This is a genomic window from Corynebacterium sp. HMSC072A02 (assembly GCF_001810085.1).
Taxonomy (GTDB): Bacteria; Actinomycetota; Actinomycetes; order Mycobacteriales; family Mycobacteriaceae; genus Corynebacterium; species Corynebacterium hesseae.
The window spans coordinates 1-21,488 of the sequence record NZ_KV799840.1 but is presented as its reverse complement, the minus strand read 5'-3'; the positions used below and the strand labels follow the sequence as shown (position 1 = coordinate 21,488).

Annotated in this window: 20 protein-coding genes, 1 tRNA gene and 1 pseudogene; 14 read left to right on the top strand and 8 right to left on the bottom strand. The window is 63.4% G+C overall.

The window, feature by feature from the left end; translation table 11 throughout:
* Positions 1 to 136: 136 nt before the first annotated feature.
* A complete protein-coding gene (locus HMPREF2698_RS04725) occupies positions 137 to 1,039 on the bottom strand; it encodes an alpha/beta fold hydrolase (RefSeq protein ID WP_070562508.1) in 903 nt (300 codons plus the stop codon).
* An 89-nt stretch (positions 1,040 to 1,128) separates the two neighbouring features.
* A complete protein-coding gene (locus HMPREF2698_RS04720) occupies positions 1,129 to 1,623 on the bottom strand; it encodes a phage holin family protein (RefSeq protein WP_070531763.1) in 495 nt (164 codons plus the stop codon).
* Positions 1,624 to 1,727: 104 nt separating this feature from the next.
* On the opposite strand from HMPREF2698_RS04720, the gene HMPREF2698_RS04715 reads away from it, so the two are divergent.
* Positions 1,728 to 2,417, top strand: coding sequence for a type III PLP-dependent enzyme domain-containing protein (locus HMPREF2698_RS04715; RefSeq protein ID WP_070531776.1), 690 nt, complete (start codon positions 1,728 to 1,730; stop codon positions 2,415 to 2,417).
* Here HMPREF2698_RS04715 and HMPREF2698_RS04710 read toward each other — a convergent pair.
* A complete protein-coding gene (locus HMPREF2698_RS04710) occupies positions 2,414 to 3,229 on the bottom strand; it encodes an HAD family hydrolase (RefSeq protein WP_070524094.1) in 816 nt (271 codons plus the stop codon). The two genes, HMPREF2698_RS04715 and HMPREF2698_RS04710, sit on opposite strands and share 4 nt — an antisense overlap.
* Positions 3,230 to 3,555: 326 nt before the next feature.
* Here HMPREF2698_RS04710 and HMPREF2698_RS12910 point away from each other — a divergent pair, with 326 nt between their 5' ends.
* The 8 genes from HMPREF2698_RS12910 to HMPREF2698_RS04670 all read left to right on the top strand — a co-directional run bounded on the left by HMPREF2698_RS12910 (position 3,556) and on the right by HMPREF2698_RS04670 (position 9,067).
* Positions 3,556 to 4,356, top strand: a complete 801-nt coding sequence (locus HMPREF2698_RS12910; RefSeq protein WP_141748925.1) for a DUF3800 domain-containing protein — start codon at positions 3,556 to 3,558, stop codon at positions 4,354 to 4,356.
* A 336-nt stretch (positions 4,357 to 4,692) separates the two neighbouring features.
* Positions 4,693 to 5,709, top strand: a complete 1,017-nt coding sequence (gene ssd / locus HMPREF2698_RS04700; protein WP_070531773.1) for a septum site-determining protein Ssd — start codon at positions 4,693 to 4,695, stop codon at positions 5,707 to 5,709.
* Positions 5,706 to 6,842: a TadA family conjugal transfer-associated ATPase gene (locus HMPREF2698_RS04695; RefSeq protein ID WP_070531760.1), complete on the top strand. Its 1,137-nt coding sequence runs from the start codon at positions 5,706 to 5,708 to the stop codon at positions 6,840 to 6,842. Before ssd ends, HMPREF2698_RS04695 begins: the two co-directional genes overlap by 4 nt.
* Positions 6,839 to 7,588: a type II secretion system F family protein gene (locus HMPREF2698_RS04690; protein ID WP_070531757.1), complete on the top strand. Its 750-nt coding sequence runs from the start codon at positions 6,839 to 6,841 to the stop codon at positions 7,586 to 7,588. The genes HMPREF2698_RS04695 and HMPREF2698_RS04690 overlap by 4 nt, the downstream gene beginning before the upstream one ends.
* Positions 7,588 to 8,145, top strand: a complete 558-nt coding sequence (locus HMPREF2698_RS04685) for a type II secretion system F family protein (protein WP_070524103.1) — start codon at positions 7,588 to 7,590, stop codon at positions 8,143 to 8,145. Before HMPREF2698_RS04690 ends, HMPREF2698_RS04685 begins: the two co-directional genes overlap by 1 nt.
* 69 nt (positions 8,146 to 8,214) lie before the next feature.
* On the top strand, positions 8,215 to 8,403 hold the full coding sequence (locus tag HMPREF2698_RS04680; RefSeq protein WP_070524105.1) for a DUF4244 domain-containing protein: 189 nt from the start codon (positions 8,215 to 8,217) through the stop codon (positions 8,401 to 8,403).
* Positions 8,403 to 8,726 (top strand): hypothetical protein, encoded by a 324-nt coding sequence (locus HMPREF2698_RS04675; RefSeq protein ID WP_070524107.1) that lies wholly within the window; start codon positions 8,403 to 8,405, stop codon positions 8,724 to 8,726. Before HMPREF2698_RS04680 ends, HMPREF2698_RS04675 begins: the two co-directional genes overlap by 1 nt.
* Entirely contained in the window at positions 8,723 to 9,067 is a 345-nt protein-coding gene (locus HMPREF2698_RS04670) for an Rv3654c family TadE-like protein (RefSeq protein ID WP_070524110.1), read from the top strand. Before HMPREF2698_RS04675 ends, HMPREF2698_RS04670 begins: the two co-directional genes overlap by 4 nt.
* Here the strand turns inward: HMPREF2698_RS04670 and HMPREF2698_RS04665 are convergent.
* The gene (locus HMPREF2698_RS04665; protein ID WP_070562505.1) at positions 9,064 to 11,436 is read right to left on the bottom strand and encodes a DEAD/DEAH box helicase; all 2,373 of its coding nucleotides are present in this window, start codon (positions 11,434 to 11,436) and stop codon (positions 9,064 to 9,066) included. The genes HMPREF2698_RS04670 and HMPREF2698_RS04665 overlap by 4 nt on opposite strands.
* A gap of 91 nt (positions 11,437 to 11,527) precedes the next feature.
* On the opposite strand from HMPREF2698_RS04665, the gene HMPREF2698_RS04660 reads away from it, so the two are divergent.
* Complete coding sequence (locus HMPREF2698_RS04660; RefSeq protein ID WP_010189920.1) at positions 11,528 to 11,731, top strand: cold-shock protein; 204 nt, start codon at positions 11,528 to 11,530, stop codon at positions 11,729 to 11,731.
* Here the strand turns inward: HMPREF2698_RS04660 and HMPREF2698_RS04655 are convergent.
* A complete protein-coding gene (locus HMPREF2698_RS04655; RefSeq protein ID WP_154736787.1) occupies positions 11,728 to 12,321 on the bottom strand; it encodes a DedA family protein in 594 nt (197 codons plus the stop codon). The genes HMPREF2698_RS04660 and HMPREF2698_RS04655 overlap by 4 nt on opposite strands.
* Before the next feature lie 201 nt (positions 12,322 to 12,522).
* On the opposite strand from HMPREF2698_RS04655, the gene topA reads away from it, so the two are divergent.
* Positions 12,523 to 15,417 (top strand): type I DNA topoisomerase, encoded by a 2,895-nt coding sequence (gene topA / locus HMPREF2698_RS04650; protein ID WP_070562503.1) that lies wholly within the window; start codon positions 12,523 to 12,525, stop codon positions 15,415 to 15,417.
* A 527-nt stretch (positions 15,418 to 15,944) separates the two neighbouring features.
* Here topA and HMPREF2698_RS04645 read toward each other — a convergent pair.
* Positions 15,945 to 17,342, bottom strand: coding sequence for a DUF418 domain-containing protein (locus tag HMPREF2698_RS04645; RefSeq protein WP_083303789.1), 1,398 nt, complete (start codon positions 17,340 to 17,342; stop codon positions 15,945 to 15,947).
* A 32-nt stretch (positions 17,343 to 17,374) separates the two neighbouring features.
* Positions 17,375 to 18,907, bottom strand: coding sequence for an adenylate/guanylate cyclase domain-containing protein (locus HMPREF2698_RS04640; RefSeq protein ID WP_070511233.1), 1,533 nt, complete (start codon positions 18,905 to 18,907; stop codon positions 17,375 to 17,377).
* Between HMPREF2698_RS04640 and HMPREF2698_RS04635 the strand changes: the two genes are divergently transcribed.
* The 3 genes from HMPREF2698_RS04635 to HMPREF2698_RS04625 all read left to right on the top strand — a co-directional run bounded on the left by HMPREF2698_RS04635 (position 18,906) and on the right by HMPREF2698_RS04625 (position 21,040).
* Positions 18,906 to 20,153, top strand: a complete 1,248-nt coding sequence (locus HMPREF2698_RS04635; protein ID WP_083303788.1) for a DNA polymerase III subunit delta' — start codon at positions 18,906 to 18,908, stop codon at positions 20,151 to 20,153. The two genes, HMPREF2698_RS04640 and HMPREF2698_RS04635, sit on opposite strands and share 2 nt — an antisense overlap.
* A gap of 102 nt (positions 20,154 to 20,255) precedes the next feature.
* Positions 20,256 to 20,331: transfer RNA gene (locus HMPREF2698_RS04630), tRNA-Thr, on the top strand.
* Between the two features lie 193 nt (positions 20,332 to 20,524).
* Complete coding sequence (locus HMPREF2698_RS04625; protein ID WP_034969882.1) at positions 20,525 to 21,040, top strand: ClbS/DfsB family four-helix bundle protein; 516 nt, start codon at positions 20,525 to 20,527, stop codon at positions 21,038 to 21,040.
* Here the strand turns inward: HMPREF2698_RS04625 and HMPREF2698_RS04620 are convergent.
* Positions 21,009 to 21,488: pseudogene (locus HMPREF2698_RS04620) on the bottom strand (DNA recombinase); the annotation flags it as partial. The gene HMPREF2698_RS04625 and the pseudogene HMPREF2698_RS04620 overlap by 32 nt on opposite strands.

Genomic DNA, 21,488 nt, shown 5'->3' with positions numbered 1-21,488 from the left:
TACAAGGAATTGAAAAATATGTCCTGTGATAAAAGCTATAGAGCGGTAGGTATTCTTTCTTAACCTGCGGTTTTGTCAACGAGTTAAAAAAGTCCCATCCCCCTGAGAGGGGTGGGGCACGGAGGCATGGTGAATGTTACCTATCTCGCATCCAGTGAACGATGGTCTGAGTAAAACCATGCGGGTTCTCAAGATAGGGCAGGTTCTTGGACTCGGGGATAGTGGTGGCGGTGAAACCCGCACGGCAGCGCCGCGCCGCCCGCCGCGCAACTGGCCGCCAGAGCATCTGATCTGCGTGGATAAACAGGGTGGGGCAAGAAACTGTGAGTTCGAGCCAACTGAGCGGAACGACGGCGGTGCGCAGTCGGTGATTCCAGATGATTCCGCGGCGGACGTTTCCGATGTGCGAGGAAGCCACGCGCAGGCGCAGCGCCTCCTCCCGCTCGGCGCCGCTGAAGGAGCCGAGGGCGTCGAGATCCATCTCCCGGAGGTACGTGGACTCTCTCAGTAGGAGGCTCGGGGCGCCAGTCTTTCCCAGTCGGCACAAGGCCGCGCGCAGGAGAACCCACCCAAAATCCCAGGGGCGCGCGGCGATGGCGCGGCGGAGATCAGCTGGGTGTGCCGCCGAAACAGATACCAGCCCGCGTACCCGCTCGGGCCGCTCGGTAGCCAGCGCCCACGCCACCGCACCACCGGTATCCGCGCCCACCAGGTAGGCGTCGTCATGGCCTAATGCGCGGATGGCACCGCTGACATCACCAACCGCCACGCGGATATCCTGGCCGGGTTCGAGCGGTGGTTTATCGGACATGCCAAAACCGCGCATGTCGAGGGCGGCGACGTGGAAGCCTGCGGCGGCAAGCGGGGCAATGACATTCCGGAAGTCGAACCACCCGCCGAAAGATCCATGGAGGAGCAGCACCAGCGGGTCATCCGGGTTGCCGGCGGTAGCCGCGTGGAGGCGGATGCCGCGCGTGTGCAGGAACTCGTGCTCAAAGGGGCCGTCAAGCTCCACTACGGAGGGCGGTAGGGGATTCATGGGCGGGCCTTTCGTGAGAAGGGTACACAGACGAAATCCGCCCCGAACGCATGTGCTCGGGGCGGGAGAGTTAAAAGGACCTTAAAGGTTTAGGTGTAGAGGCCACGCTCGATGGACTTTTCAGCCTTACCCGGAACCAGCTTCTTGAGTTCCTTCGTGGACTCGATGGTCTTCTCCGGGGCCTTGACCTGCTTGACCTGCTTGAAACCGATAAAGGCCACGACGGCGGCGATGACCACCATGAGCAGGAAGACGATCAGGAAGGCTGCCCAGCGGTCGAGCCACTTGGACAGCAGCTCCGCCAGGAAGAAGAAAAAGAAGAAGGAGCTATACAGCGCCACGGTACCGGCAACGCCGAACATGCCCGCGCCGATGCCACCCTTCTTTGCGGAAGCGGCGAGCTCGGTCTTAGCCAACTCGACCTCGGAGCGAACCAGTTGGGACATCTGTTCGGTGGCGTTGGATACGAGCTGGCCGATGGATGCTTCGCCGCGGCGGGAGGTATCTGCATCGCTCAAGGGAATGCCGTCTACCTTCGGGGCGAACTTGTTGGACCCGTCAGTGAATAGTCCGTCGTTGCTCACGGTTAAAAACTCCTACTGTTTTGTCGCAATCTATATCGGCCATAGTAATGAACTTTCCAGAGTTCATGTGGTGCGGCCCGCAAAGTGGGTACGGCGTTATTGTAATGGGTATGCCGCATTCTGACCCGCTGACCCCGCTGATGGCCCTATCTGGGGTGGAGGATAAAGCCGGTTCTGCCGCCGCAGCGATTGCGCGCGTGCACCGCCGCCCCGCGGGCTTGCGCAAGTTTGACGTTATTTCTTCCGAGTCGCTGTTGCGCGGTGCGCGGGCGGCCGCGGCGATCGACGGCGCGCCGCTTGAGGCTGACGGTATCCCGCCCGCAGTCAGCGCTTATTCCCTCCTTGCTCCCGAAAAACAGGCGGCTACGGTGCGCACCTTCGCGCGGGCCCCGCTGCAGATCTTGGCCAGTATCGATGTGGCAGCGGGCGGTGTGGGTCATCCCGATCAGAACCCAGCGGTGGCACAGGCGCTGGCACAGCTCATCACGCGTGGAGCCGGCGTGGATTTCGACCGTTTATTGCCGGTGGTGCTGCACGCGGAGATTGCTGCGCGCTCGCTGTTCGGTGCGCGCAGCACCGCCGTGGCGCTCGTCGCCGCTCGCACTGCCGCTATCCATACGGGCTTCGATCCGCGGGGATTCGCCGTGCCTGAGACCTACCTCAACCGTCATCGCGCGGACTACCGCGCGGCACTGGACACCTACGACAAGGATCCGGCCGCACTTATCACGCTGCTTTTCGACGCCTGGGAGGCCGGCGCCCGCGAAGCCGACGGCATCGCGCAAGCGGCCTAATCGCGCAGCTGCTGCCGTGCAAATAAAATCCCGCCGACGACTAAGGCTGCGATGCCGGCCACGACCGCCGAGCCGATACCGAATTCGCGTGCGCTGGGTGCGGTGAAGAGCGGAACGGGGTGTTTAAACGTGCGAATTTTCCAGTCGTGGGTGATGGCGTGCTTCTTCAACAGGCGGTCTGGGTTCACGGCCACGGGGTGGCCAACCTGCTCCAGCATCGGGATGTCTGTGGCGGAATCGGAGTAGGCAAAGGATGCGTCGGGGTCGACGTTGAGCTCCTGAGCAATGCGCGCCAGTGCCTCAGCTTTTGCGGCACCTTTGCAATAAAACAGAATCTCCCCGGTGAACCGGCCGTCTTCCTCGGCGAGCTCGGTGGCCACGACGTGCTCGATGCCCAGCTCCTGCGCGATGGGCTCGACCAGTACGCTTGCCGACGCCGAGATGATCACCACCTCGTGGCCGGCGGCGCGGTGGGCGTCGATAAGCGCGCGTGCCTCCGCGTAAATGGCAGGGGTGACCACGGTGTGCATGGTCTCCACCGCGATGTCGTGGACCTCCTGGACGGACCAGCCGGCGGCCATGGCGGCGAGCTGATCGCGGGTGGTGTCCATGTGCTCGCTGCTGTGGCCGGCGAGCATATAGCTGGCCTTGGCTAAAGACAGCTGTAGTGCTTCTGCATGCGTGATGAGCCCGTTGTGCATGAATTCGCGGCCGAAGGCATATGCCGAGGATGTGGCAATAATCGTCTTGTCCAAGTCGAAGAACGCGGCTGCGCGAGTGGTGCCGTGAGAGGGAAAAGGGGTACCGGTCATCGAGGGCCTGCCGTTTGTGTGCGAGTTACCCTGCTCATCGTAGCCCCTTAGCAGGCAGAATCGGGAGTATCTAAAGAGATTGCCAGAAATCTCAAGGAATCTTGTCGTTCGCTGTTGTCATCTCTTCTTTCCCATGTCATAATGTCAGGTGCAAGGCCCCGATATACAGTGCGGCCTGCCCCGGCGCACCCCCCGATGCCGGGTTACCGATGGCCCGCGCACACCCCCCCGAGGCGCGGGCCATCACCTTTTTAAATACCGGGCTCGTCTGTGGCCATCGAGCTGAGACATATTTGATGTCCTAGCACGGCGATATACTCTCAGCTGTGACAAGCTATCGAGCAAATTCATTTTCTCACCAAAAGGGATCAGGTCCTCCTCAGGTGAGTTTGCCGCTTGCTGCAGAAAGTGCCGTCTACTTTGTAGATGAAGCCGGAAGTAAAGGCACGTTAGGTAAGCATTTCGTTGTTGCGTCTGTGCGCACGAAGGATCCTGATTTCCTTTCGCGGGAGATCAAGGCATGTCGTGAGCGGAATAACTTCACAAAGGCTGACGAGATTAAGTTCTCGAAAGTTACTAAGCACTCTGAGCCGATTTTGCTTGATGTTTTTCGAACAGCGATAAGCTCGGGGTGCACGTTCGGAGCTTTTGTTTTGGACAAGAGGCATTTCGATCCGTGGAGTAGTCGAGAACAGTGGCAGGGGCATTTGTTCGCGACAGATCGGCTGCTGCGGGGTCTGGTTACTCGTCGTGAAGTTGGGGTGGTGATGCTCGACCACATTGATGTCCCAGTAGGGGTTTCCTACGGAGACACTCTAGTGAACTCTCTCAACAATCGATTTGGAAATAAGCGGTTTGCAACGGCCGTTAGTCTGGATTCTCGGACTTGTCCGGCACTACAGGTGGCAGATCTGCTTGCTAGTTCGGTTTTCCATGCGCGAAAAAAGATCGAAGACGTGGGGTTGGAGGCTTTCTTGGAAGATCGTTCGCCAAAGGCCCGGCTTTCGAAGGGCATTGCGGCCGCATTAGGCGAGAGTCATTTTGGTGACTGCCGTACACCACTTTTGAAGATTGAGACAAGCCATGAGAGGTCATTGACAGAATTGAAGCGCCAACGATACTCTTAGGTGAGGCGCTGAACGCCATAGCCGCAGGCTAAAAGCAAGCGCCCCTCGGGCTTAGTCTCAGACTTACTACCCGAGTTTTATGGCTAACCAAGCCATTCTTTACCGCACTTATTGCGATACCCTCGAGCGTGGCTCGGGGGTATTTGCTTTTGACTCTTAATGGCGGATTCTAAGGATCGTGGAAGCACGGTTTCCTGTGAGTTTTTGTACGTGAGCCCCGGTAATTTTGTTCAAGCGTCAGTAAAATGGGTGCGGAAGACGCCACAATGGCGAAGTTATCCACAGGTGGTGAGGAAGCCCTAGCGCGTGGTAGGTGCGCTCGCGCATGCTTCAGGCATGAGCACGTTTCACCTAGTTATCGCCGTCGGGGATTCCACGCTGCGAGCAGAGGCGGCATCCGCAGCCGCTGCCAGTACTGCGGAAGTGAGCACCGTGGAGGACCCGCGGGACTTCTCCCGGCACCTGCCCAAGGCGGATGCCGTCTTGGCTGATTCGCTGACGGCTCGTCTCGTGGCGGGGCATCCGAGGGTGTATTTCTTGGCCTTGGATCCGGGGCCCATCGATTATGAGGCCGCGCTGTGCTGCCGCGCGACGGCCGCCTTCATCGTGCCCGCCCAATCGAAAGAGCTCCTGGGCGCACTGGCAGCAGACGCCACTCCGGAGACCACCGTGTCCACCGGTTTAACCCTGGCGGTGACTGGTTCCGCTGGGGGCTTGGGTGCCTCGACCGTGGCGGTGGCTCTGGCCCGCGAGGCGGGCGCGGATCTCCTCGTTGATGCGAGCCCTTATTCCGGCGGCCTCGATTTGCTCACCGGCATTGAGAACAAGCCCGGTGCGCGGTGGCCGGATCTTGCGGCGGGGACCGGTTCGGTTGATGCAGCAGACCTTGTCCGTGCTTTGCCCGCCACCTCGGATGGCATCGCGGTTCTTTCCGCGGCGAGGTCTGCCAGCGCAGAGGTGGTGCAGATGAGTGCTGCCCGGCGCGCGGCCATCATGCAAGCTGCGTGTTTATACCCAGGAACAGTGGTGGTGGATTGTCCGCCGTGGGATATCCCCGATGCGGCGGATCACGTGGTGGTGCTGACCGCTGCAGAGGTGCGGGCGGCCGCCGCCTGCGCGCAGCTGGTGGCAGAGCTTCGTGCCCGGCCGCAGGAGTGCTCCGTCGTCGTGCGCAACCGCCAGTGGGCGGGCCTGGATGCCAGCGATATTGCCACGGTGACTCACGCGGATCCCATCGCTGAGTTGCCCACCATCCGTGGTCTAACCCGCACGGTGGAAACTAGTGGGCTGCCGCGCCAGTTGCCCCGAGCTCTAGCTCGTGTCGCGCGCCAGATGTGGGAGGTCGTGGCATGAACCTGATCGATACGATGCGCACCATCGTGGCCTCCGAGCCACAGCTGGCCCATGACGCCTCGGCTTTGGCGCGGCGCATTCGCCAGGAAGCCGGAGTCATCAGCGATGTCGACGTGCTCGACCTCCTGCAACGCTTGCGCCACGATTCCGTGGGCTTGGGACTGCTGGAGCCGGTCCTGTCACTGCCGGGGTTGACCGATGTTGTTGTCAACGGCCCTGATTCCTGTTTCGTCGATTGCGGGCAGGGCCTGCAGCCACGCGATATTGGCTTTGCCGACGACGCCGAGGTTCGCCAGCTGGCCACCCGGCTGGCTGCGGTGGCGGGAGTGCGGCTGGATGATGCGCAACCTTTTGCCGATGGGCGCCTGACTCGCCCAGATGGCACGAGAATTCGCCTCCACGCGTTGCTTGCTCCTCCTTCGGCAAGTGGAACCTGTATCAGCCTCCGCGTGCTGCGCCAAGCGCAAACCAGCCTGGAGGAACTGATAGCTAATGGCAGCATTGATTCCAGCCTGGAGCACGTCCTGCGCGCCGTGGTTGAGCGGCGGGCATCCTTCCTAGTCACTGGTGGAACCGGCTCCGGCAAGACGACGTTGCTCGCCGCCTTGCTGGGGTGCGTGCCCGCCACCGAGCGCTTGCTCATCATCGAGGACACTCCGGAGCTTTCCCCGAATCACCCGCACGTGGTGACCCTGGTATCGCGCCGGGCCAACGCGGAAGGGCGCGGCGAGATCTCCATGTCGCTCCTTCTCCGCCAAGCGCTACGCATGCGCCCGGACCGCATCGTCGTCGGCGAAATCCGCGGCGCGGAGGTCGTGGAACTGCTTGCCGCGCTCAACACCGGGCACGATGGTGGTGCGGGCACCGTGCACGCCAACTCTGTTGATGAAGTGCCCGCCCGCATGGAGGCCCTCGCCGCTCTCGGCGGGCTCGACCGCGTGGCGCTGCACTCGCAATTGGCGGCTGCGGTACATGTGGTCCTCGGGATGGAGCGCACACCGCAGGGGCGTCGGCTAGCGCACCTTGGCGTGCTCGAGGGAAACCCAGTTACACCGCAGCTGGTGTGGACGGCCGAAGACGGCCCGCTTCCCGGGTTTGCGCAGCTGTGCTCGCGGCTGGGGGTGGAACCATGATGTGGATATTCCTCGCGGCGGCGTGTTTGCTCTCGCAGCCTGCTTCGGTGGCGCGGCTGGAATCGTCGAAGCCTCGCTCGCTGGCACCCGGGGCGCTCTTCCTCGGGGTCGGGTGCTGTGTCTTCTTCGGCAGGCCCACTGTTGTGGTGGCGGTGGGCTGCATTGTGGCCTGTGCGCTGTGGTTTGCCAATGACCTGGCAGCCTCCCGGCGTGAGCGCCGTGGCTCGGAGGCGCTCGCCTCCTACTTCGGTTCTGTTGCCGCCGAGCTGCGGGCGGGATCGACAACGGCGGGAGCGCTTCGCCGGGGCGCCGACGCCCTTCCAGACTCCACCCCGGAGAATCTCCGCGCCGCGTTGAGCACGGCGGCGGGTCTCGCGGCACAAGGAGGTTCGCCTGCGGTTGCTCTCACGGCGCCAGAGGTGGCCCGCTATGCAGCGCTGCTGACGCTCTCGGGGCGCCATGGCGTGGCGTTGGCGAACCTCATTGAGCAGGCTCAAAGCCAGCTGGATACCGCGCGCCGCCATGCCGGTGAGACCGCGGCCTCCTTGCAAGGGCCACAGGCCACCGCGGTCATCCTGGCGTGCCTGCCGCTGGCGGGCATCCTTATGGGTGGGGCGATGGGCGCGGATTCCCTGGGGTTCTTGCTCGGTGGTGGCCTTGGGGGCGTGCTTCTCGACGTCGGCGTGGCCCTCGTCTGCGCCGGATTCGCCTGGTCGCGCCTCATTCTGCGAAAGGCGGCGCAGTGATGGTCTTGACGTATATCTCCGCTGCATTCATGGCTGCGGCACTCGCTGTTACCTCTGCTGCACCGTCTGGACGAATAGCCCAGTCGGGCTCGCGCACACCGCGCCCGAAGACGCCGCGCGATGGTCCCGAAGTGGACTATAGTCCGCTCGATGCTGCCAGCGACCTGGAGCTCTTCGCCGCGTGCCTAGAGGCCGGTCTCTCCACGCGCAGTGCTGTGCTAGCCGTCGCTGAAGCCTCACCGCAGTGGTCGGAGGCGGCCGCTCTCATCGGGGTGGGGGTTCCCATGAGTACCGCGTGGTCTGCGCTGGCCAGTCAGCCGCATTTGGAAGAACTGGTGCGGCTTACGCAGCTGTCTGGCGAATCGGGCGCGGCCATGGCTACGGGGTGCCACCGGTTGGTGGCGCAGCTGCGTGCCGAAGCCTCGGCACAAGCTACCGCGCGGGCGGAGCGCGCTGGTGTGTTCATCGCAGCACCGCTGGCAGTGTGCTTCCTTCCCGCATTCCTGGTCCTTGGGTTGATACCTGTCCTTATCAGCTTGGGCCAGCAACTCTTTTAAGTCAGAACAATCAACCATTTTCAGAACGCACAACCGACACAAACACAGTAAAAGAAAGCTAGGTAAATCATGCAGAAAAAAGTAAACTACCAGTTACTATTAGCGAATGATGATGGTATGTCCACGATAGAATATGCCATGGGTTCGCTCGCGGCCGCAGCGCTTGCCGCGGTGCTCTATGCCGTGGTCAATGGTGGCGAAGTTACCAGCGCTATCACGTCCATCATCACCGACGCCCTGTCCAACACCCCAGGCTAATGCGCGCGCTTGATGACGCCGGCTCCGTCACCATTGAGGCCGCATTGTCGCTGTCCGCACTCGTCATCGTTGCCGCGGGAATCGTGGGTGGCATCGCCACGCTGTCGGCCCACCTCGCTGCCGTTGACGCCGCGGGCGCTGCAGCCCGCTCCGCCGCCATCGGCGTGGACTTTCAGCGCGATGGAGTGACGGTGAACGTGAGCGAAGGCTCCGGGCTTATGACCGCTGAGGCCGCCGTGCCGGCACCGCTGGGGACTATGCGCGCGCAGGCGGTGTTTCCCGCGGAGATGGCAGCGGGTGGGAACAACGGGGCGCAGCCATGAGGCGTCGTCAGCGTAGTTGGGGAAGGATCCTGGCGGGGGAGGAGGGCTATGCCACCGTCGTCACCGCCGGGATCATCGCCGCGGTGGCTTCTCTGTTGCTGGCGGTTGCGGCAGTTGCTTCACTCGTTGTAGCGCGGCACGAAGCACAGGTGGCGGCGGACCTCGCCGCCGTGGCCGGTGCGTGGGAGGTGGCCAAGGGCAGGGACGCCTGCACGAAGGCCACAGAGATTGCCGCGCTCAACGGCGCGGAACTCGGCTCCTGCGACATCGATGGGCGCGACGTTGAGGTTACTGCCCGGCTGCGCGGGCGCAGCGCCATCGCCCGCGCTGGTCCGGTCTAAGAGGTCATGGTGACCAACGCACCGAGGAGAGCTATGGCGCCTGCCTTGTCCAAAGGGTTGTTGCCGTTGCCGCACTTGGGGGATTGCACGCACGACGGGCAGCCGGACTCGCAGGGGCAGGAGCGCACGGCCTCAAAGGTGGCCTTGATCCACTCGGGGAAGCGGCGGAAACCTTCCTCGGTGAAGCCGGCGCCGCCGGGGTGGCCGTCGTAGACGAAGACCGTGGGCAAGCCCGTATCGGCGTGCTGCGCGGTGGACACGCCACCAATGTCCCAGCGGTCGCAGGTGGCAATGAGCGGTAGCAACCCAATGGCGGCGTGCTCAGCTGCATGGAGGGTGCCCGGGGTGCGCCCGGCGGTGACTCCCATCGCTGCGAGTGCCAGCGGATCGATGGTGTAGGCCACCGCCCGGGTCACCAGGCGCTGCTCCGGCAAGTCAAGGGGGATATCCTCGCCCACGGAGCCATCGGGAAGCCGTACCTGATAGCCGGTGACCTTATCGGTCACCTCAACCTCCAAGCTGGCCACCCATAGGCCGGGGGCGTAGTTCACCAGGTCATCGGCCTCGCTCAGGATGCGGATATCCGTCGTGGACTTCGGCTGCGTGGTGTAGTCCGGGGCCTTTGGCACGGCGAGGGCCACGCCCGGTTCGGCGGACGCCGAACCATCGCCTCCGCCGAGGTGAAGTTCCTCGATGACGAAGCTCTCGCCACGGTGCAGGTACACCGCGCCGGGATGCACCTGGCTTACCGCGCGGGCTGAATCGATGGTGCCCAGCAGGCGGCCATCGGAGGAATCCACAATCATGACTTCCTCGCCCGAACCGCCGCGCAGCGAGACGGCTGTGTGCGCGGTCTCCGGGGTGAGCTCGCTTGAGCCAGCCGGCAGGGGAGCGGCGAACCAGCCCTGCGGGCGTCGGCGCAGCAAGCCCCGCTGGGCTAGGTCGTGGACCACGGATTCGGCGCGGAAGGCGGCCACGTCGGCGTCGCTTAGCGGCTTCTCCACCGCCGCGCAGTACACGTGCCCGCCCAGGATGTAGGGGTTGGCGGGGTTGAACACGCTGGCCTCCACCGGCCGGCCCAAGAGCGCTTCCGGGTGGTGAACCAGGTAGGTGTCCATCGGTTCATCGCGGGCCACCAGCACCACCAGTGAGCCCTGGCCGCGGCGGCCCGCGCGTCCGGCCTGCTGCCAAAAACTAGCGACGGTACCTGGGAACCCGGCGGTGACCACGGCATCGAGGCCGCCGACGTCGATGCCTAGCTCCAAAGCTGAGGTGGTGGCCACGCCGAGCAAGGAGCCATCGTCCAGCGCCTGTTCCAGCGCGCGACGGTCTTCGGCCAAATACCCCGCGCGGTAGGCGGCAATCCGGCGCGCGAAATCCGGCCGGCCCAGCCTCCCGGAGAGCTCTTCTGCTGCCCGCAGCGCGGTGGTCTCTGCCGCGCGCCGCGAGCGCACAAAGGTCAACGTTCGAGCGCCCTGCGCCACGAGCGCGGCCATCATCCAGGCCGCCTCCGTTGTGGCGGCGCGGCGCACGGGGGCGCCGTTCTGCCCTTCGATGCCTTCCATGAAGCCCGGTTCCCACAGCGCGACCGTCCGCGCGCCCGTCGGCGCGCCATCCTCGGTTACAGGGAGAAACTCGCGCCCCGTCAGCCGTGCGGCATGCCGGGCGGGATCCCGCATGGTCGCCGAAGCCGCAATCACCACCGGCCGCGAACCGTAGTGTGCGCACAGCCGCAGCAAACGCCGCACCACGAGCGCCACGTTCGCCCCGAAAACCCCGCGGTAGGCGTGCGCCTCATCAATCACGATGAACTTCAAGTGCCGCAGCACCCGCGCCCACCGCTGGTGTGCGCCCAGCAGAGAAGAATGAATCATGTCTGGGTTGGAGAAGATAAACCGCGCCTGATCGCGGATACCGGCACGGGCTTCGGTGGGGGTATCACCGTCGTAGGGGGCGGGGTGGACGTCGTGAAGCGCAGCGATGCCCTGCGTGAACTCCAGCACCGCGCGCAGCTGGTCCGAACCCAGCGCCTTCGTCGGCGTGATGTAGAGCGCGCACGCGGTCGGGTCCTGCGCCAGACGGGACAGAATGGGCAAACGGTAACCCAGGGACTTTCCGGAACTCGTGCCGGTGGAGACCACCACATCACGCCCCTCCCACGCGGCCTGTGCCACGGCGACCTGGTGGGCATAGAGCTTGGCGACGCCTCGTTCCTCCAACGCCTCCCGCAACTCCGGCAGGACCCACTCGGGCCACTCGGCATAGCGTGCTGGTTGGGCAGGCAGGGTGGTGGAGTGCGTTAGCTCGGACTCGGGGAAACACTCAACAAGGTGCTCGACGAGCTCCTCACCCAGAGGGTTCTCACTCACGCTTGCCTCCACTAATCTGCTGTAGGTGCCCAAACGTGGCACACTGGTGCACTAGTTTGCACTACTTTATTTCCGCAAAGGACAACTCATCATGGCATACGGTACCGTCAAGTTCTTCAACGCCGAAAAAGGTTACGGCTTCATTGAGCAGGAGGACGGCTCCGGCGACATCTTCGTGCACTACACCGAAATCCAAGGAACCGGCTTCCGCACCCTCGAAGATAACCAGCGCGTCTCCTTTGAGATTGGGGAAGACGCTAAAGGCCAGCAGGCCACCAACGTCGAGGTGGTTTAGGGGGACTCGGCGTAGCCGCGCCGGGTATCCCACCATTCCAGCAGCTTATTCTGCCCCTTTTGCAGGCCGAAGCCGATGATGATGGCGGCGATGATGGAAATGAGCATGGCTATCGCGGGTGAGCCGGAGAAGGCCACGCCGCCGAGGTAGCCAATGGCTAGCGCCTGCGCCACCCACAACAGGACACCGAAGGTGTCGAAGAAGAAAAACAGCGGCCAGGGATAGCGCATGGAGCCCAGCAGAATCGTCATAAACAGGCGGGCCGAGGGGATGAAGCGCGCGATGATGATGGCCGCGCCGCCGCTGCGCCGAATATTACGCTTGACCCACGTTAAGGCGTCATAAGCCTTCGTTCCCTTTTGGGCTCTATTAATAAGGGCGATGAGCCGCGTTCCCAGGAGGAAGCACAAGTTATCCCCCAAAATTGCGGCAACCATGGCGACGAAAAACATGGTGGGAAGATGGGGAAAACCTTGGGAGCCAGACCAGGCGCCCACCATGTTGAGGGGAACCTCCGAAGGCAAAACGGGGAAGAAGCAGTCGAGGAAAATCAGTGAACCCACCAGCGGATAAATCCACTGTGTGGCCATGATGACCTCGAACCATGCAGTAATAGACGCAATCACGCTGTCTCCCAGTTGTGTGCTGTGAGGCGAATCCTCGGACGGCCAGTATAGACCCCCGGTTGTGTGGACGTGAACTGGCCTGAATAACTAGAGTAAGCCTCTATCTGTGTACTCTAGGGGCAATTGCCCAGCAGAGGACTAGCCATCGGAAGGGATGAAGTCGAAGTGGCAGAAGCTACCGGCCCGGGGAAGACCCTGGTCATCGTCGAGTCAGCAACCAAGGCGAAGAAGATTCAGCCTTACCTCGGCGATAAGTACATTGTTGAGGCCTCCGTCGGCCACATCCGGGACCTTCCCCGCGGCGCCGCCGACGTCCCCGCCAAATATAAGAAGGAATCCTGGGCGCGCCTCGGTGTTAACCCGGAGGATAACTTCACCCCGCTGTACGTCATCAGCCAGGACAAGAAGAAGAAGGTCGCTGACCTCAAGGCCAAGCTGAAGCAGTGCGACCAGCTCTACCTCGCAACAGACCCCGACCGCGAGGGCGAGGCCATTGCCTGGCACCTGCTGGAAGTACTCAAGCCCAAGGTGCCGGTGCGCCGAATGGTCTTCAACGAGATCACCAAGTCCGCCATCCTGGAGGCAGCGGAAAACACCCGTGAGCTTGATGAGAATCTCATCGACGCCCAGGAAACCCGCCGCATCCTGGACCGCCTCTATGGCTACGAGGTCTCCCCGGTGCTGTGGAAGAAGGTCATGCCGCGCCTGTCGGCTGGCCGCGTGCAGTCGGTGGCCACCCGTGTCATCGTCGAGCGCGAGCGCGAGCGCATGGCATTCATCCCCGCCGAGTATTGGGATCTCACGGCAACGCTGAAATCCACGCCGGACTTCGACGCGCGCCTGAGCGCCCTCGACGGCAAGCGCGTGGCCGCGGGCCGCGACTTCAACGATAGGGGTCAGCTGAAGAGCGACGAGGTGGTCGTCGTCAAGCAGGCCCAGGCGGAGCAGCTGGCCAGTGCGCTGGAAGGCTCCACCATGACCGTGGCTAGCGTTGAACACAAGCCTTATTCGCGCAAGCCTTCCGCGCCGTTTATGACCTCGACGCTGCAGCAGGAGGCTGGCCGCCGCCTGCACTACACCTCGGAGCGCACGATGCGCATTGCGCAGCGCCTCTACGAGAACGGTCACATCACCTATATGCGTACCGACTCGACCTCCCTGTCCAAGCAGGGCCTGGATGCTGCGCGTGAGGCTGCCTCCTCCATCTTCGGCGCGGAGTTCGTCTCAGATGGACCGCGCCGGTATGACCGCAAGGTGAAGAATTCCCAGGAGGCCCACGAGGCCATCCGTCCCGCCGGCGAGCGTTTTGCCACCCCGGGCCAGCTGGCCGGGCAGCTCGACGCCGAGGAGTACAAGCTCTACGAGCTGATTTGGAAGCGCACCGTGGCCTGCCAGATGGCTGACGCCAAGGGAACCTCGATGAAGGTGACCGCGGCGGTCAACGCCGGCGGCCACGACGCTGACTTCTCCGCCACCGGCCGCACGATTACCTTCCCGGGCTTCCTCAAGGCCTACGAGGACGTGGCGGCGAAGGACTCAAAGGGAGAGTCCCGCCTGCCGCACCTGAACGAGGGCGACACGCTGAAGACGTCCGCGGTTACTGCCGACGGCCACTCCACCAACCCGCCGGCGCGCTATACCGAGGCCAGCTTGGTCAAGAAGATGGAAGATTTGGGCATCGGGCGCCCGTCGACGTACGCCTCCATCATCAAGACCATCCAGGACCGCGGTTACGTGCTCTCCCGCGGCAACGCGCTGGTGCCCTCGTGGGTTGCCTTCGCGGTTGTGGGCCTGCTGGAGAATAACTTCACCGAGCTCGTGGATTATGACTTCACCTCCTCCATGGAGGATGAGCTCGATGCTATTGCCGCCGGTTCGGAGAACGGCACGGATTGGCTGAATAACTTCTACTTCGGCAACACGGAGGCCGGCGAGCGCAAGGCCGCATCTATTGCTCGCCACGGCGGCCTGAAGTCCTTGGTGGACATCAACCTGGAGGCCATCGATGCCCGCCAGGTCAACTCCCTGCGCCTGTACACCGACGCGGAAGGCCGCGATGTCTTCGTGCGCGTGGGCCGCTACGGTCCGTATATCGAACGCGCCGTGGGCACCAACGAGGACGGTACGGTGGAGTACCAACGCGCCAACCTCTCGGAGACGGTCACCCCGGATGAGCTCAACGAGGCTTTGGCGGAGAAGCTCTTTGCCACCCCGCAGGGCGGGCGCGAGCTGGGCCAGAACCCGGGAAACGGACGCACCATCGTGGCCAAGGAGGGTCGTTTCGGCCCGTACGTGACCGAGCAGGTGCGTGACGACGAGCGCGAGAAGGCCGAGGCCGAAGCCGAGGAGATCGTTAAAGAGGAGCGCGCCGCCGAGGACGCCCAGCGCGCGGCCGAGGGCAAGCGTGCCAAGAATTGGGAGACCAAGACCGCGGCGAAGCAGAAGGAAAAGCGCATTGCTGAGTACGTCGAGGAGAAGCTGAAGCCGGGCACTGCCTCACTCTTTGCTTCGATGGAGCCGGCCAGCGTCACGCTGGAGGAAGCACTGAAGCTGCTGAGCCTGCCGCGTGAGGTGGGCGTGGACCCCTCGGACGGCGAGGTCATCACCGCGCAGAACGGCCGCTATGGCCCGTACCTGAAGAAGGGCAAGGATTCCCGTTCCTTGGCCAAGGAGGAGCAGATCTTCTCCATCACCTTGGATGAGGCGCGCCGCATCTACGCGGAGCCGAAGCGCCGCGGCCGCGCGGCCGCGCAGCCGCCGATTAAGCAGCTGGGTGACAACGACGTCTCCGGCAAGCCGATGACGGTTAAGGACGGCCGCTTTGGCCCGTACGTCACCGACGGCACCACGAATGCCTCGCTGCGCCGTGGTGACGATCCGGAGCAGCTTACCGACGCCCGCGCGAACGAGCTCCTCTCCGAGCGCCGCGCCAAGGACGCCGCGAACGGTGGGGCGAAGAAGTCGACGAAGAAGGCTACGAAGAAGTCGAGCAAGAAGGCCACGAAGAAGCCTTCGCCGGGCACGAAGAACGTGGTCAAGGCCGGATCGCGCAGGAAGTAGATAGGCCATGCTCACGCTGGAGAGTTTCGCGCGCGACATGCTGGACCGTACCCAGGAAGGCACCGAGGCTCTCCTGCGCGCGGTGGGCCCGGCCTTTGCTGGCCGCGATCACCTCACCCTCGGCGCGCTCGCCGCGGGGGAGACTGCCGTCTGGTCACGCCTGTTTAACTGGCGCACGCTCGGCACGGTCACTACCGCCGCTGTACCCGTGCTGTTGGCCCTGCGCCCGGATTGCGCACTGGAGACCCGCGTGGGGCTCGTCGCCGCCTCGCTTGGCCAAGCCGCCAAGCGCAGCGCACCAACGACGTTCGGCGTGACGTGCGTGAGCGTGCAATACGCATCCTTCGCGTGGGCGCTGCGCGGTGCGCGCAACGATGCGCTGGGTTGGGGCCTGCGCGCCGGCGCGTGGGCTGCGGGCCTTGCGCTTTCGCGCACCCGAGGTGAGCGCCTCGCCACGGCTGTGGCCGGAATCCCGGCGGCCGCGCTCTCCGCGCTAGCTGGTGACCCAGCCCTGCGTGCTGCCGAATCTACGCAGGGCCTGAGCCACGGCGCCAACCTGCTTCTGGCTTCTGAGGCGCTGACGGTCCTGAACCCGGCTGAGCAGCGCCAGGATGCGGGCCTGCGTGGCCGGGGCCTGGATGCGGCGCAGTCGGCGGCACAGACGGTAGGCCTGGTGCTGCTGGTGGATGGGCTGGCGCGGAAGGGCCGCGGTTAGGCGCAGCACCTAATTCCGGGCGCATCGTCTTGCCATAGGACAAGCGGCGGTGCACCCACTCGAAGGGGCCGGGCTTGCCTGCGGCCTCGAGCGCGCAGGCTATGAGAAGCGTTGCCAGCCACACGCCGGCGGCCAACGCTGCCTGGCCCGCGGCGCTGAACTCGGGGCCAATGTTGAGGGTGAAGGGGTAGACCAGCGCCAGGAAGAACACGGACTGCAGCACGTAGCCGGTCATGGAGCGCTTACCGAGCGCGATGAGTGGCCACAGGAACCACGGGCGCGCACCACGGCGCTGCAGGGGTTCTAGGGCGAGTGTTGCCCCCGCCACGATGCCCGGCCCGGTGAGCATGCCGATGCAGCTATTTGCCGCGTTGAGGGGTTCTGCTAGCGCTGGGTCCAGCACCCCAATCGTGGACAAGCCCCAGGGCAGCCCGAGGAAGAGGATGATGGCTAGGGCCAAAAGGGTCCACGCCCACAGCTCGCGCCGATGGCCCCCGGCCAAGGTTCCGCGGCGCGCCCACACGAAACCTACGAGCATCACCGGAAGGACCAAGGCTCCCGTCAGGGGAACGGAAAAAGCTTGGGCGCCGACCATGATGGCTTGTTCACCCAGCAGCTCCCAGTAGGATTCGGCGGCGGTGAAGCCGCTGAGATCAAACTCCGACGTATCGACAAGCGTGGCCCCAACGCCCATTCCGATACCCGTCACAACCAGTAGCGCACAGAACCCGTAGGCCACGCGCATCAGGAGCTTGTCGGTTAAAGTAAGCAGCAACGCAATGAGCATGCCCATGGCGCCGTAGAGCAGCATGATGTCGCCGGAAAAGAGGAAGAGGCAGTGGAGGGCACCGAATAAAGCCAGAAATCCATAGCGCTGTGCCAACACGGCCTGCGCGCGCCGCAGCGGGAAGCCGCGGCGCCACAAGCTCATCGCGATAAGCCCCACGCCAAAGCCGAGAAGCGTGGAGAACATCGGCAGGCCGCGCGCGTGCACGAACATGGCGGAAAAGACCACATAGACTTCGTCCGCGAGGGTATCGACGCCGCCGAAATAAGCATCGGGGCCATCGCCGTCGTTCATAATCCACGCGGTGCAGACATTAGCCAGCGCGATGCCCAGCAGGGCCATGCCGCGGGCGACATCGGGGACGAGGAGGCGAGGACTCGAATTCTGGCGTGCCGGATGGGGCTGGTGTGGCTGATGAGGCATGGCCCCAAGCTACCAGAACCACAAAAACTTATTTATCCGAGAGCGCGTTCCGCCAAGGTCGGGCGAATCGGGCGCGCCAGCTGCGTCATGCGGCGGCGCCCGCGCAGCTCAATAGACTTCATCAGCGTCCAGCGCGCTTGCTCCGCCTCGTTGGCGCCGCGCAGCGTGGCGGAGTTGGTGAGCACCTGGCCCGGGGTGTCCTTGGCCAGTTCGGTGAGACGGGCGGCTTCGTTGACGGCATCACCAATGACGGTGTATTCGAAGCGATCCGCACCACCAATGTGCCCGGCCACCACGTGGCCCGCGGCCACGCCGATGCCGGCCTGCAGCCGCAGCCCGCGCAGTTCCTGGCGAAGCTCGCGGGCGGCCTGCAAGGCCATGGAGTTGGCATCGTAGACCGTCAGCGGGGCACCGAAGACGGCCAGGGCGGCATCACCCTGGAATTTGTTGATGATGCCCTTGTTCCGGTGCACCACCTCAACGACGTGCTCAAAGAACTTGTTGAGCTCCTCCACCACTTCTTCCGGGGTGTGGTTGACGGCGAAGGTGGTGGAGCCGATGACGTCGATAAACAGCACGGCCACTTTGCGGTCCTCGCCGCCCAGCTCCGGGCGTTCCTCCAAGGCGCGCTGTGCCACCTCGGCACCGACATAGCGGCCGAAAATATCGCGCACGCGCTGGCGCTCACGCAGGCCGCGCATCATCTCGTTGAATCCGGCCTGAAGAACGCCGAGCTCGGAGCCGTCGTAGATGTCCACCTGGACGTCACTCTCGCCGCGGCGTACGCGGTTGATGGCGTCCTGCAGCTCAATGATGGGATCGACCACGCTCATCATCGCGAACATGGTGCCCATGAGCCCGGTGCCCAGCGCGGTAACGGTCAGCGCGACGATGGCCGGCATGATGTCTGAGGTCTCAGGGCTAAACAGGCCTGCCTGTTGCCCCATGAGGACAAGCACGATGCCGATGAGCGGGATGCCGGAGGTCATCATCCAGGTGGAAAGCAGGCGGTACTTAATCGGCGGCTCCAAGGTGGAATCCTCGAAACGCCGGGCCACGGCCTCCGCAGCCACGGGGCGCACGAGGCGCTCCGCCTGCAAGTACGTCAACAGCACGATGAGGCCGCCGGCCAATGCAGCAGAAACACCGACCACGACGGCCAGCCGCGCCGAGTGCTGGCCTGCCAGCACCACTGCCAAGATGATGCCCAGCAGCCACACGCCCGCGGCCACACCGGCCTGGTAGAGCGGGATGCGCAGGACCAGGTTGCGCACCATGTTGGGATCATGGTCATCGGGGCTGCGTTGCCAGTCCAACACCGGCCTGAAAAGCCGAAGTGTTACCGCTATGCCGATGATGACCGCAAAGGTCACGAACAGCGTGCCGTAGGTCCACAGGTGGGGCGTGTGAGCGATGAAATCGGAGATCTCCGGCATGGGGAGAAAGAAGACCACGAAGGTCATGATCGCAATGGCGCCGATGATGTTGGCTCCAAGGACGAGCGCGGCGTACATCGGCCATTGAGTACCCCATAACCAGCGGGCGCCACGCATCAGTCTGTTCATGATTAACAACTCTAGTTATCCCAGTAGGCTAGGGCGAGTGAACACCTCCAGCGTTGCCGAAAGGCTTGCCGACGCCCCCTCCGTCTCCCACACCATCCTCAGTGCTGCTCGCGCGGCTCGCGGTGAGGGCGACTCGCGAGCGATGAGCCACTCCTGGCTTTTTACCGGCCCTCCCGGTGCCGGCCGTTCGCTGGCCGCGCAGTGCTTTGCCGCGGCGCTCATGTGTACGTCCGCCGATGAGAACGGCAACCCCGGCTGCGGGCGCTGCCCCTCCTGCCAAAGCGTCCTGGACAATCAAGAGCACACCGACTTGGTCTATGTGGATCCGCAGGAGCAGTTCATCACCGTGGGCGAGGCCCGTGACGTCATCGGGCGCGCGGCCAGCCTGCCGAGCGTGGCGCCGTGGCGCGTGGTCATCTTCAACAAGGCCGATCGCCTGCGCAATGAGGCCGCCAACGCGTTGCTCAAAACCGTGGAGGAGCCCCCGGAGCGCACCGTCATCATCATGGTGGCGCCCTCGGAGGACCCGGAGGACTTCTCGGTCACGCTGCGCTCGCGCTGCCGTCACCTTTATATTCCGGCGCCGAGTGTGGAGGGCGTCGTCAAGCAGCTCGTCGCCGAAGGCGCTAGCGAGGATGACGCGCGCCTGGCCGCCGTGACCACCCTGCGCCACGTGGGCCGTGCGCGACACCTGGTCAACGAGCCCGCCGCGCAGAAGCGCCGCGCCATGGCCATCAACCTGGCTGAAGACGTCTTCCACGGCTCCCAGGCCTTTCAATCCGTCACAGCGCTGCTGAAGTTCATTGAGAAGGAAGCCAAGGACTCCCACGCGGCGGCGGAGGAGGCGGAGCGCTCCAAGATTGAACAATCCTTCGGCGTCGGCGCCAAGGGCAAGGGCGCGACCAAGGCGCAACGCGACGCCCGCAGTGCCCTGAAGGACATGGAGGAGCTTCACAAGAAGCGCGCTAAACGACGCATCTCCGATGGCCTCGACATCGCCCTCGTGGATCTCGCCGGTATTTACCGCGATGCACTCATGCTGAAAGTCGGCGCTGAGGTGGAGATGACCCACCCGGACTTCGCGGGCCTGGCGGGCGAACTTGCCCAGCGCGTGAGCGAAGACGGCTTGCTGGCCGCCCAGTCCGCTATCCGCACCTGCCGCGAGCAGCTGCCGCAGAACGTCACCCCGCAGGTGGCTTTCGACGGCATGGTGGGCCGCCTGCGCCTGGCCTGTGGCGCGCGCTAACCAGCACGTGTGCTGCGTGCACACTACAGGTGATAGCCCGATTTCTTTATCAGCCCAGGCCTAGGCTAAACTCTCAGGCGGTGCATATACACACTGCATCGTGCCGCCTTAGCTCAGTCGGTAGAGCATCTCACTCGTAATGAGAAGGTCGCGAGTTCGATTCTCGCAGGCGGCTCCACTTAGACGTCGGATTTGATAAGTACCCTTTTGCGTTAGCGAGTATCGCTTAGGGGGGTGTGAAAAATCGCTTGCGTTAGCGGGTTTGGGTTTTGCGTTAGCGGGTATCTTGTTTGCCCTAGTAAAATGCGTATTCAGGGTTTAACGCGCTAACGAAGCGTTAAACCTAAGGCCGTTTCACGAGGAGGTGTGTGGTGAGATCGTATGCGTCCGGCGATGAACTAGCCGCAGAGATTACTAAGCGTGGCGAACTTTTTATCGGCGAGTTCGTAGGCGTTCCTGGCGATGGTTGGGACCGGCTGGTTGACGGTGTTGACCGCACGCCCCGGCAGATGATCGCCTACCAGCTTGGCTGGATGGAATTACTGCTCGGCTGGGAACGTGACGAACAAGCCGGTCTTGACGTGGTGACTCCGGCACCTGGTTTTAAGTGGAATCAACTGGGCGGATTGTATGAATCGTTCTACCAACGCTGGGAGCAGGTATCTACTGAGGATTTGATCGACAGGTTCAAGATCCTGCTTGGTGAGATAGTCAAAATGGTGGGCGGTCTAACCGAATCAGAATTGTTTAGTTCGGGTCAGCGTGCGTGGGCTTCTTCCACCCCGTCGGCGTGGCCGGTGTGGAAATGGGTGCATATCAACACCGTCGCGCCATTTACGACGTTTCGCACCAAAATCAGGAAGTGGAAGAAACTGGCAGCCTGCTAGCAATAGGCACGGTGATTTCAGTGCCGATTCTGAAGACGAACTGGATCTCGTTGGCTCCGATAACGGCATGGTCGATAAGCGCTGTCCACTGGGATGGTTGAAAATGCTGGATGGGCTTGTCGGCCAACTGGGTGTAGGCGGTTTTGATCGCAGTGGCCTTGGCACTCTTGGCAGCAATCTCGGCCTCGATGGCTTGTTTGCGGCCCAGGGTTTTCTGGTATCGCGCTTCTAGCTGGGTGTAGCGGGCGAGGTATTGGTCCTGGTCTTGCGCTACCCGCTGATTTTCTGCAACCAATGATTCAATCTCGCTGGCAAGAGCGCGGATTTTCTCGTCTAGGCGCTTGGACTCCGCTTCGAGCTGGTCTGTATTAAACATGGCGTCGATGACCTGTGGTAGGTGGCTTTGTCCGCGATAGGACCTGACCCCTGTTTGGTAGACACCTGATAT

Coding starts and splice junctions, on each gene's coding strand:
- HMPREF2698_RS04685 (WP_070524103.1), top strand. CDS start 7,588: ATGGTCTTGACGTATATCTCCGCTGCATTCATGGCTGCGGCACTCGCT.
- HMPREF2698_RS04675 (WP_070524107.1), top strand. CDS start 8,403: ATGCGCGCGCTTGATGACGCCGGCTCCGTCACCATTGAGGCCGCATTG.
- HMPREF2698_RS04725 (WP_070562508.1), bottom strand. CDS start 1,039: ATGAATCCCCTACCGCCCTCCGTAGTGGAGCTTGACGGCCCCTTTGAG.
- HMPREF2698_RS04715 (WP_070531776.1), top strand. CDS start 1,728: ATGGGTATGCCGCATTCTGACCCGCTGACCCCGCTGATGGCCCTATCT.
- HMPREF2698_RS04710 (WP_070524094.1), bottom strand. CDS start 3,229: ATGACCGGTACCCCTTTTCCCTCTCACGGCACCACTCGCGCAGCCGCG.
- HMPREF2698_RS04680 (WP_070524105.1), top strand. CDS start 8,215: ATGCAGAAAAAAGTAAACTACCAGTTACTATTAGCGAATGATGATGGT.
- HMPREF2698_RS04670 (WP_070524110.1), top strand. CDS start 8,723: ATGAGGCGTCGTCAGCGTAGTTGGGGAAGGATCCTGGCGGGGGAGGAG.
- HMPREF2698_RS04655 (WP_154736787.1), bottom strand. CDS start 12,321: ATGGCCACACAGTGGATTTATCCGCTGGTGGGTTCACTGATTTTCCTC.
- HMPREF2698_RS04695 (WP_070531760.1), top strand. CDS start 5,706: ATGAACCTGATCGATACGATGCGCACCATCGTGGCCTCCGAGCCACAG.
- HMPREF2698_RS04645 (WP_083303789.1), bottom strand. CDS start 17,342: ATGCCTCATCAGCCACACCAGCCCCATCCGGCACGCCAGAATTCGAGT.
- HMPREF2698_RS04640 (WP_070511233.1), bottom strand. CDS start 18,907: ATGAACAGACTGATGCGTGGCGCCCGCTGGTTATGGGGTACTCAATGG.
- ssd (WP_070531773.1), top strand. CDS start 4,693: ATGAGCACGTTTCACCTAGTTATCGCCGTCGGGGATTCCACGCTGCGA.
- HMPREF2698_RS04635 (WP_083303788.1), top strand. CDS start 18,906: ATGATTAACAACTCTAGTTATCCCAGTAGGCTAGGGCGAGTGAACACC.
- HMPREF2698_RS04690 (WP_070531757.1), top strand. CDS start 6,839: ATGATGTGGATATTCCTCGCGGCGGCGTGTTTGCTCTCGCAGCCTGCT.
- HMPREF2698_RS04660 (WP_010189920.1), top strand. CDS start 11,528: ATGGCATACGGTACCGTCAAGTTCTTCAACGCCGAAAAAGGTTACGGC.